The sequence below is a fragment of the Mycobacterium sp. PSTR-4-N genome (assembly GCF_022348085.1).
Lineage (GTDB): Bacteria > Actinomycetota > Actinomycetes > Mycobacteriales > Mycobacteriaceae > Mycobacterium.
The window spans coordinates 1-15391 of the sequence record NZ_JAKRFN010000033.1 but is presented as its reverse complement, the minus strand read 5'-3'; the positions used below and the strand labels follow the sequence as shown (position 1 = coordinate 15391).

16 protein-coding genes and 1 pseudogene are annotated in these 15391 nt (G+C 68.1%); 3 read left to right on the top strand and 14 right to left on the bottom strand.

What is annotated here, in order from left to right:
- Positions 1-81: 81 nt before the first annotated feature.
- From MHN84_RS27850 to MHN84_RS27810, 9 genes are all read right to left on the bottom strand, one after another.
- Positions 82-1182 carry a sulfate/molybdate ABC transporter ATP-binding protein gene (locus MHN84_RS27850; RefSeq protein WP_241207706.1) on the bottom strand — a complete coding sequence of 367 codons (1101 nt, stop codon included), beginning with the start codon at positions 1180-1182 and terminating at the stop codon, positions 82-84.
- Positions 1179-1994, bottom strand: a complete 816-nt coding sequence (locus tag MHN84_RS27845; protein WP_241207705.1) for an ABC transporter permease — start codon at positions 1992-1994, stop codon at positions 1179-1181. Before MHN84_RS27845 ends, MHN84_RS27850 begins: the two co-directional genes overlap by 4 nt.
- The gene (modA, locus tag MHN84_RS27840) at positions 1991-2737 is read right to left on the bottom strand and encodes a molybdate ABC transporter substrate-binding protein (protein WP_241207704.1); all 747 of its coding nucleotides are present in this window, start codon (positions 2735-2737) and stop codon (positions 1991-1993) included. Before modA ends, MHN84_RS27845 begins: the two co-directional genes overlap by 4 nt.
- Positions 2734-3135, bottom strand: a complete 402-nt coding sequence (locus tag MHN84_RS27835; protein WP_241207703.1) for a molybdopterin-binding protein — start codon at positions 3133-3135, stop codon at positions 2734-2736. Before MHN84_RS27835 ends, modA begins: the two co-directional genes overlap by 4 nt.
- A gap of 84 nt (positions 3136-3219) precedes the next feature.
- Positions 3220-4479: a DUF4032 domain-containing protein gene (locus tag MHN84_RS27830; RefSeq protein WP_241207702.1), complete on the bottom strand. Its 1260-nt coding sequence runs from the start codon at positions 4477-4479 to the stop codon at positions 3220-3222.
- Positions 4480-4499: 20 nt separating this feature from the next.
- On the bottom strand, positions 4500-5699 hold the full coding sequence (locus tag MHN84_RS27825; protein ID WP_241207701.1) for an ABC transporter ATP-binding protein: 1200 nt from the start codon (positions 5697-5699) through the stop codon (positions 4500-4502).
- 4 nt (positions 5700-5703) lie between these two features.
- Positions 5704-6531 carry a carbohydrate ABC transporter permease gene (locus tag MHN84_RS27820; protein ID WP_241207700.1) on the bottom strand — a complete coding sequence of 276 codons (828 nt, stop codon included), beginning with the start codon at positions 6529-6531 and terminating at the stop codon, positions 5704-5706.
- Positions 6528-7460: a carbohydrate ABC transporter permease gene (locus MHN84_RS27815; protein WP_241207699.1), complete on the bottom strand. Its 933-nt coding sequence runs from the start codon at positions 7458-7460 to the stop codon at positions 6528-6530. Before MHN84_RS27815 ends, MHN84_RS27820 begins: the two co-directional genes overlap by 4 nt.
- A complete protein-coding gene (locus MHN84_RS27810; protein ID WP_241207698.1) occupies positions 7457-8767 on the bottom strand; it encodes an extracellular solute-binding protein in 1311 nt (436 codons plus the stop codon). The genes MHN84_RS27815 and MHN84_RS27810 overlap by 4 nt, the downstream gene beginning before the upstream one ends.
- A 231-nt stretch (positions 8768-8998) precedes the next feature.
- Between MHN84_RS27810 and MHN84_RS27805 the strand changes: the two genes are divergently transcribed.
- On the top strand, positions 8999-10639 hold the full coding sequence (locus MHN84_RS27805; RefSeq protein WP_241207697.1) for a glycoside hydrolase family 13 protein: 1641 nt from the start codon (positions 8999-9001) through the stop codon (positions 10637-10639).
- Positions 10640-10646: 7 nt separating this feature from the next.
- Here the strand turns inward: MHN84_RS27805 and MHN84_RS27800 are convergent, their stop codons facing one another.
- The 3 genes from MHN84_RS27800 to MHN84_RS27790 are packed head-to-tail and all read right to left on the bottom strand — an operon-like array spanning position 10647 to position 13158.
- Positions 10647-11354, bottom strand: coding sequence for a response regulator transcription factor (locus tag MHN84_RS27800; protein WP_241207696.1), 708 nt, complete (start codon positions 11352-11354; stop codon positions 10647-10649).
- Positions 11355-11356: 2 nt separating this feature from the next.
- The gene (locus MHN84_RS27795; protein ID WP_241207695.1) at positions 11357-12166 is read right to left on the bottom strand and encodes a universal stress protein; all 810 of its coding nucleotides are present in this window, start codon (positions 12164-12166) and stop codon (positions 11357-11359) included.
- The gene (locus MHN84_RS27790; protein ID WP_241207694.1) at positions 12163-13158 is read right to left on the bottom strand and encodes an NAD(P)H nitroreductase; all 996 of its coding nucleotides are present in this window, start codon (positions 13156-13158) and stop codon (positions 12163-12165) included. The genes MHN84_RS27795 and MHN84_RS27790 overlap by 4 nt, the downstream gene beginning before the upstream one ends.
- Before the next feature lie 126 nt (positions 13159-13284).
- Here MHN84_RS27790 and MHN84_RS27785 point away from each other — a divergent pair, with 126 nt between their 5' ends.
- On the top strand, positions 13285-13515 hold the full coding sequence (locus tag MHN84_RS27785; RefSeq protein ID WP_241207693.1) for a hypothetical protein: 231 nt from the start codon (positions 13285-13287) through the stop codon (positions 13513-13515).
- Between the two features lie 366 nt (positions 13516-13881).
- Here MHN84_RS27785 and MHN84_RS27780 read toward each other — a convergent pair whose 3' ends face one another.
- Positions 13882-14040, bottom strand: a complete 159-nt coding sequence (locus tag MHN84_RS27780) for a hypothetical protein (RefSeq protein WP_241207692.1) — start codon at positions 14038-14040, stop codon at positions 13882-13884.
- A gap of 161 nt (positions 14041-14201) precedes the next feature.
- Between MHN84_RS27780 and MHN84_RS27775 the strand changes: the two genes are divergently transcribed.
- Complete coding sequence (locus tag MHN84_RS27775; RefSeq protein WP_241207691.1) at positions 14202-14675, top strand: hypothetical protein; 474 nt, start codon at positions 14202-14204, stop codon at positions 14673-14675.
- Between the two features lie 321 nt (positions 14676-14996).
- Here the strand turns inward: MHN84_RS27775 and MHN84_RS27770 are convergent.
- Positions 14997-15391: pseudogene (locus MHN84_RS27770) on the bottom strand (hypothetical protein); the annotation flags it as partial.

Here is a 15391-nt window from a genome sequence, read left to right as displayed (position 1 = left end):
GCCTACTATCGCGTGCTCGACGGGCTTTGTCAGCAAATGTCGACGTGCCGAGCGCGGTAATTGACGCTAGCGCATACTCCCTTACCGGCCGGCCGGGGCCGGAGGTGTGCGATGCGGGGCGGGGTGTAGCCCGACCTCCTGCGCTTTCACGGCGAAGAAGACCTCCCGTCCGGGTTCCAGACCGAGATCCATCACGGCGGCCGGCGTGACGTCGGCGGCCAGCCCGGGGCTGCCGTCGGGCAGGTCGGCTCCCCGGATGCGCACTGCGTGACCACGCAACACCACGTCGACGATGGTGGTCGGGATGACGTTGCGTGGGCTGGCCTGTGGCGATTCGGTGTGCACGGCGACCGCGGCCGGCGAGAACAGGGCGACCGCAGCCGAACCGGGTTCCACCTCGCCTACGCCTGCGAGCTCGAGACCCCACGGCGTACGCAGCGCTCCAGCGCCGGCGACCCCGGACACCAGATTCATGCCCGCGATGCCTGCGGCGAAATCGCTGCGAGGAGCGGTCAACACAGATCGGACGGGACCCTGTTCGACGACGTGGCCGCCGTCGATGACCACCGCCGTGTCCGCGAGCGCCAACGCGTCGAGGATGTCGTGGGTGACGATGAGCGCGGTGCGGGCGTGCAGGCGTAGTTGAGCGCGGACCGTGCGTCGCAGCGCCGCCGCGGCCCCGACATCGAGGGCCGCGAACGGCTCGTCGAGCAATAAAACCCGGGGTTCGGCGGCCAGGGCGCGGGCCAGCGCGATGCGCTGAGCCTGCCCGCCCGACAGCTGCGCGGGACGGCGCTCGGCCAGCGGTTCTGCGTCGACGGCGGCGAGCCAGTGGCGTGCTCGTTCGCGCGCGGCCCGGCGGGACAGGCCGCGACAGCGCGGCGCGTAGGCGACGTTGGCGGCGGCGTCCAGATGGGGGAACAGCAGAGGTCGCTGGGCCAACAGCGCGACCCCGCGCCGATGTGCGGGCACGAAGGCGTCGGCCTGCACGTCGGTGACGACGTCGTCGCCGATCCGGACGTGACCACTGTCCGGCCGCACGAGGCCGGCGATCGCGTGCAGGAGGGTGGATTTCCCCGCCCCGTTCGGACCGAGCACGGCCACCACCTCGCCGTCGGCGACCGAGACGTTCAGGTCTATCCCGCGCTGTGCGAGCACGATGCGGGCCTGCACCCCGCTCACGGCAGGGACCCTGCCGTCGGGCGACCGGCGGTGACCACGACGATCCCCGCCGCGACGGCGATGAGCAGCAGCGAGAGTGCCACCGCGGCATCGGCATCGGTTTCGCGCTGCAGGTAGATCTCCAGCGGCAGGGTCCGGGTGACTCCCTGCAGAGACCCCGCGAACGTCAGCGTCGCGCCGAACTCGCCCAGCGACCGCGCGAACGCGAGCACCGCCCCCGAGATCAGACCGGGCCACACCAACGGCCCCGTGACGGTGCGTAACACCCGGGTGGGGCCGGCACCCAGAGTCGCTGCCACCTGTTCGTAACCCTGTCCTGCAGTGCGAAGCGCGCCCTCGAGACTGAGGACCAGGAACGGCAGCGAGACGAAGGTCTGTGCCAGGACCACCGCGGTGGTGGAGAACGCCACCTGCACCCCGAGCAGTTCCAGGTGATGACCCAGCAGACCCTGTCTGCCGAAGGTGTAGAGCAGCGCGAGTCCGCCGACCACCGGTGGCAGCACCAGCGGCAGCAGGATCAAAGCGCGCACCACCGATCGGCCGGGCAGGCGGCTGCGCGCCAGCGTGAGAGCCATCGGCGCGCCCAGGAGTACACACAGTGCCGTGCTGGCCGCGGCAGTCTGGATGCTCAACAGCAATGCTGCGCGGGCGGAGTCCGAGGTGATCAGGGGGATGAAGTGCGCCCAGTCGACCCGTGTGACGATCGCCAGCAGCGGGACGACCAAGAACGCGGCGCCCACCGAAGCCGGGAGGTAGATCCAGCCGGGGAGATCCACGGGCACCGCGCCCCCGACCCGTGCTCGCGCGGTCACGGTGCTGCGAAGCCGGCGGCCGTCAGTGTCTCGCGGCCACGTGGACCGGTGACCAGATCGACGAATTGTCGTGCCGCGCCGGCGTTTTCCGCGGTGGTCAGAACGGCGATCGGGTAGGTGTTGACGGCGCGGGCGGAGTCGGGGATGGCGATCGCGTCGACTCCGGCGCCGGCCGACCGCGCGTCGGTGGTGTACACCAAACCCGCGTCGGCCTGCCCTGAGGTGACCTTGCCGAGGACGTCGGTGACCGACGATTCCTCACTCACCGGCGTCAGCGACACGCCGGTGATCTGCTCGAGCCGCTGCGTGGCCGCGCCGCAGGGGACCTGCGGCGCGCACACCACCACCTGCGTTCCCGGCCGGGCCAGATCAGCGAACGAGCCGATCCGGGAGGGATTTCCGGGCGGGGTCACGATGATCAACTGATTGGTCGCGAAGTCCACCGGCTCGCCCGACACCAACCCCGCGGACACCGCCTTGGTCATGTTGGCGGTGTCGGCGGAGGCGAACACCTCGGCTCTGGCTCCCTGTGTCAGCTGGGTCACCAGAGCAGACGAGCCGGCGAAGTTGAACGTCACGGTGGTGCCGGGATGGTCCTTCTCGAATTCTGTGCCCAGTTCGGTGAACACCGCCGTCAAGGAGGCGGCGGCGAACACGGTGATGCCCGCGCCCTCCGGTGGCGACGAGCAACCGGAACCAGCGACCACCGTCGCGAGCACCGCGGCCGTCAACACTTTTCTCATCGATCGCCCGCCGTCTCGACGATCACCGTGGTGGCCTTCACCGCGGCGACCGCGACCACGCCCGGCTCCAGGCCCAGCTGGGTGACCGATTCGGTGCTCATCAAAGACACCACCGTGAACGGTCCGCACTGCAGCTGGACCTCGCTCATCACCCGGTCGGAGGTCACCTTGGTCACCAGTCCGACGAAGCGGTTACGCGCCGAGCTGGCGACACCGACGGGATCAGGAGGCGGTGCGGCGTGGCGGACGGCGAAGGCGGCCAGGTCTGCACCGGCGATGACCTTGCGCCCGACCTCGTCGGTGGTTGCCGCCAGCGCACCGCTGTCGACCCATCGCCGTACCGTGTCGTCGCTGACGCCGAGGAGGGTCGCGGCCTCCTTGATCCGGATCGCCAGCATCGGCTCGCCCCTTCGCAGATGCGGACAGATTTGGTGTATTGAACCATATCTGCGGATCAAATGCGGCCGCTGGGGCCGCGCGAGCTAATCGTCGTCGAGCACGGAGAACGGCTCGGTCGGGACCTCCACCACCGCCAACTGCGCCGCAGACTCCGACGGCACGACCTTGCCGGCCAAGGCCTGCAACGCCCGTTCCGTGCCGACGTCGTGGCCGGCCCGCTCGGACAGCAGCCAGCGCACTTCGAGCAGATCGCAGTACGCCTGGATCGGGGTGCCGGTGCGGCCGACGGCGGCGTGCGCGCGGTGCATCGTCGGCGTGGCCACCTCCATGACCCAGAGTTGACCCGCGGTGCGCTCGTCGACGTCGTGGCCGGCTTCCTGGCACAGCTGCCCCTGATAAGCGTGCAGATCACCGAGCAGGATGCGGGCCTGTCCCTCGCCGACATCCAGGCCGGTGAGGCGCTGCAGCTGCGTGGCGTGGTAGCGACGGTCGCCGACGGCGACGTGTAGGCGCAGTTCGTCGGCGCCGGAGGTGACCGGCTGCAGCGACACCTCATCGACGGCGAAGCCGAGCTCGTTGAGCTTGCGGATCGTGCCTTCCACCCGGTAGCGGTCGGCGAAGCCGAATGTCGGTGCGGCATGGAGCAATTCCCACAGCTGCTCGTACCGCTCGCGGATCGCCAGCGCCTCGGCGATGAAGCCCGGCTCCAGTTCCGGTCGACCCAGCCACGCGGCGACGTCGAGCAAACCCGCGGCGACGTTCTCGACAGTGATGTCGATGTCCTGCGCGCGTTGGCCGTTCGACAGAGTCGGATGGATCTCGCTGGTCTCGGCGTCGACCAGGAAGGCTTGCAGCACTTGCCCGTCACGGGAGAACAGCGTGTTCGCCAGTGAGCAGTCACCCCAGAACACGCCGTGGCGGTGCAGTTCCACCAGGAGCGTGGCCATCGCGTCGAACAGCCGGGCCCGGTGTTTGGGGGCGTCAGGCGGTAGCCGCATGAACATGCGGCGGTACTGCCACGATCCGGTGAGGTAGCGGGTCAGCAGGATCGCGGTGTCGAAATCGGGCTGGAACACCAGCCCGGCGGGGCGAACGGCGTTGAGCCCCATGTCTTCCAGTTCCCGCAACGCGTCGTACTCGCGCCCCGCGATCCGTGGGGGCAGCTCCTTGAGCGCCCACAGCTCACCGTCGCACTCGACGAAGCGAACCAGGTGCCGGCTGGGTCCGACCGGCAGTTCGCGCAGCGGGATCTGCGGCGCGGCCCAGTCGGCCAATGGCCGCTCCCACGGCAGCGCCAGTAGCTCCGCGCGAGCGGCGCGCAGCCGCAGCTCAGGAGCGGCCATGAGCGGGTGGACTCGTCGGCTCAGCCGGCGGACGCCGCGTGCCGACCACTGGATTGGCTTGACCGCGTGAGGTTCTCACCACTCTGCGGATCGAACAGATGTAACCGCTCGGCGTCCAGCCACAGCGTTGCCTTGTCCCCGGTGCGGACCCGACTCAGCGGATCGAGTTCCACACACAGTTGGGTACGCAACTGCTCGGTGTCCAGGTCCTTGGCCAACTCCGACAGCTGGTCCTTGATCTCCGGGGTCGCATCGAACGGCACGAAGGCGTATTGCTCGTTGCCCAGCCATTCGACCATGTCCACGGTGACGTCGAATGTGACCCCGCGGGAGCGCTTGTCGTCGTCGACGAACTCGGCGTCTTCGAATGCGCCGGGGCGGATTCCGGCGATGTAGAGCGTGCCGTCGGAGACCGCGCCGCGCCACTGCTCACGCAGCGGGATCGTCACGAACGGCAACTCGAGCTGATCGCCTCGAACCCGCGCGGGCACGAAGTTCATCGGCGGGGAACCGATGAAGCCGGCGACGAAGAGATTCACCGGCTGGTCGTAGAGCTCCCGTGGGCTGGCGACCTGCTGCAGTACACCCTTCTTCAGCACCGCCACCCGGTCACCGAGAGTCATGGCCTCGGTCTGGTCGTGCGTCACATAGACCGTCGTGACGCCGAGTTTGCGCTGCAGCCGCAGGATCTCGGAACGCATCTGACCGCGCAACTTCGCATCGAGGTTCGACAGCGGTTCGTCGAACAGGAACGCGTCGGCTTCCCGCACGATCGCCCGGCCCATCGCGACGCGCTGCCGCTGACCACCGGACAGGTTGGCCGGCTTGCGCTCCAGGTGTTCACCCAGTTCCAGCGTGTTGGCGGCCTCGTTGACCCGCTTGCGGATCTCGTCGTCGGAGAGTTTGCCGGACAACCGCAGGGGGAAGGCGATGTTCTCGAATACCGTCAGGTGCGGGTAGAGCGCGTAGTTCTGGAACACCATCGACAGGTTGCGATCCCGTGGCGCCTTGTCGTTGACCCGCGTGTCGCCGATCATCATGTCGCCCGACGAGATGTCCTCGAGGCCGACGATCATCCGCAGCAGGGTGGACTTGCCGCACCCCGAGGGGCCCACCAGGATCATGAACTCGCCGTCGGCGATGTCGAGGCTGACGTCGTTGACGGCCGGATATCCGTCGCCGTACTTCTTGACGATGTTGCGCATCGTGATTGCTGCCATGGGGTTATCCCTTCACTGCTCCGGAGGTCAGGCCGGCGACGATGCGCCGCTGGAAGATGAGAACGAGGATGACGACGGGGATCGTCACGATCACCGACGCGGCCATGATGTAGGGGACCGGCGATTCGAAGTACGAGGCACCCTGGAAGAACGCCAGCGCCGCGGGCACCGTGCGTGCGCTGTCGGTCGACGTCAGCGAGATCGCGAACAGGAAGTCGTTCCAGCAGAAGAAGAACGTCAGGATCGCGGTGGTGAACACCCCCGGCGCGGCCAGCGGCACGATCACCTTCCGAAACGCCTGCCATTGCGTGGCACCGTCGACCTGCGCGGCATGCTCCATCTCCCAAGGGATCTGGCGGAAGAACGCCGACATCGTCCAGATGGACAGCGGCAGCGCGAACGTCAGGTAGGGGATGATCAGGCCCAGCCAGGTGTCGTAGATGCCCAGCCCGCGCCACATGTCGAACAGCGGCCCCACCAAGGCGGCCTGCGGGAACATCGCGATGCCCAGCGCAAGGGACAGCAGCAACTTCTTACCCGGGAACTCCAGGCGCGCAATGGCATACGCGGCGAACATGGCGATGATCACCGAGATGATCGTCGCGACGACCGCGATGCCGATCGAGTTGATCAGCGCCCGCGTGAACAACTGGTTGCTGAAGATCTGCGCGAAATTGTCCAGCGTGAACGAACTGGGCAGGAACGTCGGATCGCCCGAGACAATGTCGGACGGCGGTTTGAACGCCAGGCTGATCATCCACAGCATCGGCACGAAGCTGTAGATCACGATGACGATCCCGGCGATCGTCCACCACTTGGTGCTCTTGGTCACTGGTCACCCCTGACTTGCGACAGGTCGGTTTTGAAGACCTTGATGAAGATCCACGCGATCGCCACCACCGACAGGAACAACAGCACCGACACCGCCGACCCCATACCGAGGTTCACCAGCGTCACGTTCTGCCGGTAGGCCAGGAACGAGATCGTCTCGGTGTTGTTGGCGCCCGCCGTCATCACGTAGGGGTTGTCGAAGATGCGCCACGCGTCGAGGGTGCGGAACAGCAGCGCGACCATGATCGCGGCCTTCATGTTGGGAAGCGTCACCTTCCACAGTCGTTGCCAGGCAGTCGCACCGTCGACCTTGGCGGCTTCCTGCATGTCCTCGGGCACCTGCACCAGCCCGGCGAGCAGCAGCAGCGAGATGAACGGGGTCGTCTTCCAGATCTCCGACAGGCAGATGACGAAAATAGCCGACCAGCGATCGCCGAACCAGTCGAAATCGGTGAGGTTCAGCCATTGGTTGACGAAGCCCGAGTCGATGGCGAACGCGTAGCGCCAGATGAACGCCGACACCACGGTGACGATGCCGTAGGGGATGAGGATCGCCGTGCGCAGCGGTCCACGCCCGCGCTCGATGCGCAGCATCACGAAAGCCAACCAGAAGCCGAGCACCAATTCGACCGCCACGGTGACGACGGTGATCGCCAGCGTGGTGACGAAGTCGTTCCACCACACCGGATCGGTGAGGATGACGCCGTAGTTGCTCAGTCCGACGAAGCTCCGCCCCTGCGGATCGGTGAGCCGGAAGTTGTACAGCGACAAGACGAGTGCGTACCCGAGGGGGTAGGCGGTGACGAGGAGCATCACGATGTAGGAGGGCAGCGTGAGGTACAGGCCGAGCCGGCGTTCACCCTTGGCGCGCTCGCTGACCGACGGTTGGCCCGGCTCTTTCTGCAGCGGCGGATCCTGGAGCGTCGTCACAGCAGGCGCCTGCCCGCCAGCACATCAGCCATGAATTCATCTGTCCTTTCCGGAGTGTCGCCGTTGACTGACGACGGCGGATGCCATGTCTGTTGGATCGCGCCCGAGATGTCTGTGTAGAAGGGAGTCGGCGGTCGGGGACCGCCGTCGCCGATCGATTCGCGGATCAGATCGGCGTTCGCGTATTCCTCGCGGATCTTCGGGTCGTCGTACGACGCGGCGTAGGGCGAGGGTTCGCTCTCGTCGAGCATGTACTTGGTGGCCTTCGGTTCGGCGTTGATGCACTCGACCAGGGCCACCGCTTGGTCGGGATGCTTGGTGTAGGCGCCGATGCCGAGGTTGGCACCACCCAGCGGCGGGGCGCTGGGTCTGTCGGCCGACACCCGGGGGTAGCGGGCCCAGCCGATGTCGTCGACGACCGACTGGGCGAGCGTGCCGTCTTCGGCCGCGCTACGCGCCGCGGCGAGGACGTAGGGCCAGTTCACCATGAACATTCCCTCGTCCGATTGGAAGTTGGCGCGGGCCTGTTCTTCGGAGGCGTTGGACAGATCCGTCGGTGCGGCGGGGGAGCGCCCGAGGGAGCCGACGATCTCGGCGGCCTTTTCGCCTGCCGGGCTGGCCAGCGAGGGCTTGGCGTTGCGGCCGGCCTCGACGTCCTGCAGCAGCGCACCTCCGCCCGAGAGCACCAGCGCATTGATCCACACGGTATAACCCTCGTAGCGCTGCGCCTGGACGGCGACCTTCTTCTGTTGTCCGACAGCCGCTTTGATCATCTCGTCCCACGTGAAGTTGGGACTCGTCGGGTCGACACCGGCCGCGGCGGCCGCCGACTTGCGATACCACAGCAGCTGGGCGTTCGACTTGTACGGTGCGCCGTAGAGCTTGTCGTCCCACATCCCGGTCTTCGTCGGGGCGGGCAGCATGCCGGCGGTCAGCCGCTGGGCCTCCTGCTCGGTGTAGGGCCGCAAGAAGCCGGCGTTCGCGAACTCGGCGGTGAACACCACATCCATGCTGACCAAATCGATGGAGGCGTCTCCGGCGGCCAGGCGGCGCACCATCTGCTCACGCTGCGCGGTGGCCGTCGAGGGCAGCGATTCGATCTGCACCCGGTAGGCGCCGCCCGAGGAGGCCTCGCATTCCTGAGCGCGCGCGGCGGAGCCGCCGTTGTCCGGAAGGATGTACCACGTGAGCGTCGGAGGCCCGCCGTCACTGCCGCATCCGGACAACAACGTGGCGGCGAGCAGAGGTGCGCTTGCCAGCGCGATTGCCCGACGTCGTCGCCCGCGGGCGAACTGAATTCGTTTCATCTCGTCCTCGTCCTATGACGTCGCGGTTCCCGAGATCCTGCGCACGAGGGCCACGACCAGCACATTCGGTACAGCGACGAGTGTGTCATAGTTCACAGGAACTCCGGTGGTGTGGGGCCGTATCGGCGCGGCACCGGCCGGCGGCCACCCCGAAAGTGCCTCAGCTGTCGCGACATCGTCGGTGTTCACTACCGTGGACGCACGTTCGTCGAATGTGCGTAAAGGAGTGCCGTGGCCCGCGCCGAGTCCTCGTGGTGGCAGACCGCCGTCGTGTACCAGGTCTACATTCGCAGCTTCGCCGACGGCAACGGCGATGGCGTCGGCGACGTCGCAGGGTTGCGGAGCCGTTTGCCCTATCTCGCGCAGCTGGGTGTCGACGCGATCTGGATCAACCCCTGGTACCCGTCACCGATGGCCGACGCGGGCTACGACGTGGCCGACTACCGCGAAATCGAACCGGCCTACGGCACCCTGGCTGATGCACAGGCATTGATCGCCGAGGCTCACGATCAGGGCATCCGCGTGCTGCTCGACATCGTCCCCAACCACACGTCCGACCAGCACGCATGGTTCCAGGCCGCTGTCTCCGACGAACCGGGCGCGAGGCAGCGCTACCACTTCCGGCCAGGCCGCGGACCCGACGGTGCGCAGCCCCCCAACAACTGGCAGAGCGTGTTCGGGGGACCTGCGTGGACGCGACTCGCCGACGGGCAGTGGTATCTCCATCTGTTCGCTCCCGAGCAGCCGGATCTCAACTGGGACAACGCCGAGGTGCGGGCCGAGTTCGAGGACATCCTGGCGTTCTGGTTCGACCGTGGCGTGGACGGCTTCCGCATCGACGTGGCGCACGGGCTGATCAAGGCCGACGGTCTGCCCGACACCGCCGACCCCGACGATGCGGCGCAGAGCCTGGTGCAGTCGCGCGCCGGCCATCCCGCGTGGGATCAGGACGGCGTGCACGAGATCTACCGCGGGTGGCGGGCAGTCGCGCAGCGCTACACGCCGGAGCGGATCTTCATCGCCGAGGCGTGGGTGCCGAGCAACGAACGGTTGGCCCGCTACCTGCGACCAGACGAACTGCACACCGCTTTCCAGTTCGATTTCCTGCGCGCCCCCTGGCGTGCCGAGGTGTTGCGCACTGTCGTCGACGACGCGATCAGTGCCGCCGCCACGGTCGGCGCGCCCCCGACGTGGGTGCTGTCCAATCACGACGTCACCCGCACCGTCACCCGGTTCTCCCGCTCCCAACCAGGGCACTTGATCGAGACCGATTGGGAGCGGGGCCGCTGGGCTGATGAGGACCCCGACCACGTGATCGGTCGGCGGCGCGCACGTGCCGCAGCGCTTGTCCAGCTTGCCCTGCCCGGGACCGCGTATGTCTACCAGGGGGAGGAGCTGGCGCTCGAGGAGGTGGAGGATCTGCCCGACGAGGTACGTCAGGATCCGACGTGGGTGCAATCCGAATTCACCGACGTTGGTCGCGACGGCTGTCGAATTCCTCTGCCCTGGAACGCGACTGATGTGCCCTACGGCTTCGCCGCAGACCCTGCCGCCGTCACGTGGTTGCCCCAGCCCGGGCACTGGGCGGAGCGCAGCGTGGAGGCGCAGGACGGCGACGCCGATTCCACCTTGAACCTGTATCGGCGCGCGATTGGTCTGCGCGCGCAGTTGTGGTGCGATGCCGGCGATCTCACGTGGCTGGCCACGCCCACCGGCACTATCGCGTTCGAACGCGGTGCCGCGCAGTGCTGGGTCAACACCGGCGATACCGAGGTGCCGCTGCCCGGATCGGCGACGGTGATGCTTGCTTCGGCGCCCGACGTGCAGACGGTTCTGCCGCCGGATACCGCGGTCTGGCTGCGCGCCCGTTGACCGCGGCTCACCCCAGCGGGTCGTCGCCGGGATGAGCGCGCTGCTGATCGAGTTTGGAGATGAACACCGCGGCCTGCGTGCGCCGCTCCATCCCGAGTTTGGCCAGCAGCCGTGACACATAGTTCTTGATCGTCTTCTCGGCCAAGAACATTCGCGCAGCGATCTGCCGATTGGTCAACCCCTCGCCGAGGAGATCGAGTAGGACCCGCTCTTGATCGGTGAGGCTTGACAGGGGATCGTGTCCGCGCCCTTCGCCGCGAACCGTCGCCATCAGTGCCGCCGCGGCGCGGTTGTCCAACAGCGAGCGTCCCGCTCCCACGTCCTTGATGGCGCGCGCGAGCTCCATGCCCTTGATGTCCTTGACCACGTACCCGCTGGCGCCGGCGAGGATCGCGTCGAGCATGGCCTCATCGGAGGTATACGAGGTCAGCATCAGGCAGCGCAGATCCGGCATGCGAGACAACAGGTCCCGGCACAGCTCGATCCCGTTGCCGTCGGGCAACCGGACGTCGAGGACAGCGACATCGGGCTGCATCGCCGGAATCCGCGCCAACGCCTCGGACACCGAGCCGGCCTCACCGATCACGTCGAGATCGCCGTCCGCGCTGAGCAGTTCGATCAGGCCGCGGCGGACCACCTCGTGGTCGTCGACGAGGAACACTTTCACCTTGGTCGCGACGTCGTCGTCGTCGTCGTTCAGCGGTCGGCCCTCCATGGTCACAGTGCGGTCTGCGGACCGCAGATCAGGATCGAACAGTCGGTGTCCCGTAAAGCGGCGTTACCGGGCGCCCCCACGAGTTCTGTCAGGCCTCCCCGGCGGGTTCGGCTGGTCACCATCAGCGCGACATCGTCGGCGTTGGCCGCCAGGTAGCCGAGGGCATCCGAGTCGCCACCCACCGAGATGTCGAGTTGCGGGTACCTGCGCCGTGATTCGGCGAGGCGACGCTCCCACTGCGCTGCAACGTCGGCGGTGTTCGGCGATGAGGCCAGTATCCGCACCGCCGCGTTGCGACGCTGTGCCTCCACCAAACCCCTGTCGAGCACGGCGCCCGCCGCTGCGCGGTCGGCGAGCTCGACGACGACGGATCGTTGCTGCTGCCCATGCGCGCGGTGAGAACGCACGATCGCGACCGGACACTGTGCGGCCGCGGACAGTGCCGCCGCGGTCGAGCCGATGCGACCCTGGGTCGCATGTCGCACTCCGCGGGCCCCCACACACAGCAGTATCGCTGATCGCGACGCCCGCAACAGGGTCTCGACCGGGCGTCCGTGCACGATGCTGACATCGACCTGAACTGGTCGTCCGGTCGATTCGACCGCGTTCACAACGTCTTTCACGGCCGTCTGAGCGCACGCCATTCGCTGCGCTCGACCTCGCTGATCGTCGGGGTCGGCGTCGATGACGTAGATGAGGCGCAGTGGAACGTCGCGGTGTTCGGCTTCGTCGATGGCCCACAGAGCGGCCTCCAGCGCGGCGGCGGATCCGTCGATACCCACCACGACCGATGGTGTGGATTCGGAGTTCACGTCGGCTCCGGGCAGATGTGCAGCACGTCGTGAACATCTCGTCGGGGGGTGGGCGGCGGCGGTGACTCGAGAGCAGGTGCTCTTCCGACGCGGATCAACGCCTGCGGGATCGCGCGATTGCCGATCAGTGACGCCACGACGTCTCGCCCGCCGGTGAGTTCGGTCACGTGCGTCACGACGCATGTCGCCAGACCCGAGATCGTCGCGTCGAGCAGGACAGCGGAAAGCATTTCACCGCAACGCAATACGCTCTCCGCGGAGTCGTCGACGGAGGACACGACGAGTATGCGTGCGTGGTCCTCGTCGACGTCTTTGCGGCGTTCCGGACGACTGGTGACGGGGAAGTTGCGTCCGACCGCGACACGGTCACTCTCCGGCGCCGAAATGAGAGCGGTGGCCGGGATGCCGACATCGGATGCGAAAAGATCTGTCCACCAATCCAACTCCGCATGATATTCGGCGTCGTACAACCGCAGAACGTCGGTGACCTGGGAGAGCTCGGCCACCGTCGCGCGGTGCTCGTCAGCGAGGGCGCAGAGCCGAACTGCGCCGGCATGCTCCGAGGCGATCGATGCGTCGACCAGGTCGCCGGCCCCGTCGGGAGGTGCGAGGAACGCCAAGCGATCGGTGCGACGCGCCATGATCGCGTCGGCACGGTGGCGCTGCTGTGGGCTCACGCCCGGCGCAGGGGTGAGCTCGATGCTGGCGACGTGGAGGGAATTCTCCGGATCGGGGAAGCGGGTGACCACGCCGTGCCATCCCGCCGCCGCGACGGCGACTCGGAAATGGTCCAACACGGCGCCGCAACTGAGTAACGCCTGGCGTCCACTGCTGTCGGCACTCTCGGCGCGTCGGGACGGATCGAGGTACAGGTCGACGGTGTTTCCGGTCAGCGTCCAGCGCCAGGGCTGCGTGTTGTGGAGTGATGGTGCGCGGCAAGCCACCTGCAACACATCGACGATCAGCTCGCATCCGATTTGCGGCGTGGTCATCGCACCTCCACTTCGTCTGCTGCCAGACTGCGCGGTGCTCGAGCGCTGGGACAGGGCCAATGGTCCCTTGCGGGTGTGACGTGCGCCAGGAAGCCGCAGCAACGCGGGCGCAAACGCGTGCCTGGCATGACCGACCGCGCCAATCCGGAAGTGCAAACCTTTTCGGTGCCGTCGCGGCGAGCCATCGCCGAAGCGGATATCGCATGCGATGAGGCGCTCGCGCAACGGTGGCAGACGGGTTTGCGGAGGAGGGTCGGCGTGGTGGCGCACGAAGCGCTGGCTCATGCAGCCCGTGGTGGACGAAAACTCACAGCGCCTTCAGAGGTTGGCGTTTCCGGCAGTGCCGGCATGGCATAACCGCAGCTCAGTCGGATGTGTCCGCAACGGGATTGCTTCTCCTTGGCAACGGTTGCATAACGCAGCTTTTGTCGCGTCGGCGTTTCTCCAAATTGTCGGTTCAGTAAGCCCAGTAACTGATCGGAATTGCAGCACGACGCAGAAGGACTGGGAGCGCATGTCACGGACCAAGAAGGGCATCGTCGTTGTCATGATGGGCAGCGCGGGGATGTTCTTGAGCGCGCCGCTGTTGACGCCGCTTGCCGCCGCGGACCCCGGCCGGGGTGGCGTGCAGTGCCTGGGCATCCTCCAGCAAATCGCGAGTCGCCCCGCTGACATCCCGCAGGCTCTGCACGATGCCGCGTCGTCGTTCACAGCCGGGCCGGGTCAGCCCACTCCTCCCGTTGTGGTTCCGCCGGCCAGTTCCGCATCGGCTGGACTGCCGCCGACACCGCCGCGTCCGCCGGCTTCGGTATCCGCGTCGTCGTCGGGTGCCACGCCGCCCGCGCCGGGGACTCCCGGAGTGCCGGTGACCGTGACGGGCACAGGAGCAACACCTCCTGTTCCGCCGGCACCTCCGGGCGCTGCGGTCACTCCTGCTGCGGGCGTGACGCCGCCCGCACCGCCGGCGCCGGGCGGACCCGTCGCGACTCCTGTTGTCAACGCGGGCCCGCCGCTGCCAGGGGTCCCCGGGGCGCCGATTGTCGGTGACGCCGGGGCTGTGCTGCCGCCGGTTCCGGGTGTGCCGGGTGCGCCGGTGGGTGGTCCGGTGGGCGCGGGTGCGCCGCCGGCTCCGGGTGCGCCGGGCGCGCCGGTCATTGGTGACGCAGGTGGGGTGGCGCCGGCCGGTGTACCGGGTGTCGGTGCGCCGGTTGAGGGTGCCGGTGGTGCGGTGGCGCCAGCCGGGGGCGCTGCCCCGGGCGCGCCAATCGCCGCTGCCGGAGGCGATTTCGCGCCCCCGGCGCCCGGCGTTCCGGGAGCTCCGGTTGTGGGTGAGTCGGGTGCGGTGGCGCCGCCGGCGCCGGGTGCGCCGGGCGCCCCGCTGGGTGCTCCGGTGGGCGCTGGTGCTCCTCCTGCTCCGGGTGTGCCGGGTGCTCCGGTGGTGGGTGAGTCGGGTGTTGTGGCGCCGCCGGCGCCGGGTGTGCCTGCGGTTCCGGTGGGGTCCTCGGTTGAGGGTGTGACGCCTCCTGCTCCGGGTGTGCCGGGTGCTCCGGTGGTGGGTGAGTCGGGTGTTGTGGCGCCGCCCGCGCCGGGTGTGCCGGGTGCCCCGCTGGGTGCTCCGGTGGGCGCTGGTGCTCCTCCTGCTCCGGGTGTGCCGGGTGCTCCGGTGGTGGGTGAGTCGGGTGTTTTGGCGCCGCCGGCGCCGGGTGTGCCTGCGGTTCCGGTGGGGTCCTCGGTTGAGGGTGCGGCACCTCCTGCTCCGGGTGTCCCCGCGACCCCGGTCGCCAGTTCGGTAGAGACCTTCTCTCCGCCCGCACCTCCGACGCCAGCGACGCCGTCGGTCAGTTCCATCGAGACCTTTTCGCCGCCGGCTCCTCCCGCGCCTGCAGTGCCGGCGGGTTCGTCGGTGGAGGTTGCGACGCCTCCTGCGCCGGGTGTGCCTGCGGTGCCGGCGGGTTCGTCGGTGGAGGTTGCGACGCCTCCTGCGCCGGGTGTGCCTGCGGTGCCGGCGGGTTCGTCGGTGGAGGTTGCGACGCCTCCTGCGCCGGGTGTGCCTGCAGTGCCGGCGGGTTCGTCGGTGGAAGTTGCGACGCCTCCTGCGCCGGGTGTGCCTGCAGTGCCGGCGGGTTCGTCGGTGGAAGTTGCGACGCCTCCTGCGCCGGGTGTGCCTGCGGTGCCGGCGGGTTCGTCGGTGGAGGTCGCGACGTCTCCTGCGCCGGGTGTGCCTGCAGTGCCG

Bases quoted from the DNA above. Each gene is read 5' to 3' on its own strand.
- MHN84_RS27785 (WP_241207693.1), top strand. From the start codon at position 13,285: ATGACCGACCGCGCCAATCCGGAAGTGCAAACCTTTTCGGTGCCGTCG.
- MHN84_RS27830 (WP_241207702.1), bottom strand. From the start codon at position 4,479: ATGGCCGCTCCTGAGCTGCGGCTGCGCGCCGCTCGCGCGGAGCTACTG.
- MHN84_RS27835 (WP_241207703.1), bottom strand. From the start codon at position 3,135: ATGCTGGCGATCCGGATCAAGGAGGCCGCGACCCTCCTCGGCGTCAGC.
- MHN84_RS27825 (WP_241207701.1), bottom strand. From the start codon at position 5,699: ATGGCAGCAATCACGATGCGCAACATCGTCAAGAAGTACGGCGACGGA.
- MHN84_RS27810 (WP_241207698.1), bottom strand. From the start codon at position 8,767: ATGAAACGAATTCAGTTCGCCCGCGGGCGACGACGTCGGGCAATCGCG.
- MHN84_RS27800 (WP_241207696.1), bottom strand. From the start codon at position 11,354: ATGGAGGGCCGACCGCTGAACGACGACGACGACGACGTCGCGACCAAG.
- modA (WP_241207704.1), bottom strand. From the start codon at position 2,737: ATGAGAAAAGTGTTGACGGCCGCGGTGCTCGCGACGGTGGTCGCTGGT.
- MHN84_RS27790 (WP_241207694.1), bottom strand. From the start codon at position 13,158: ATGACCACGCCGCAAATCGGATGCGAGCTGATCGTCGATGTGTTGCAG.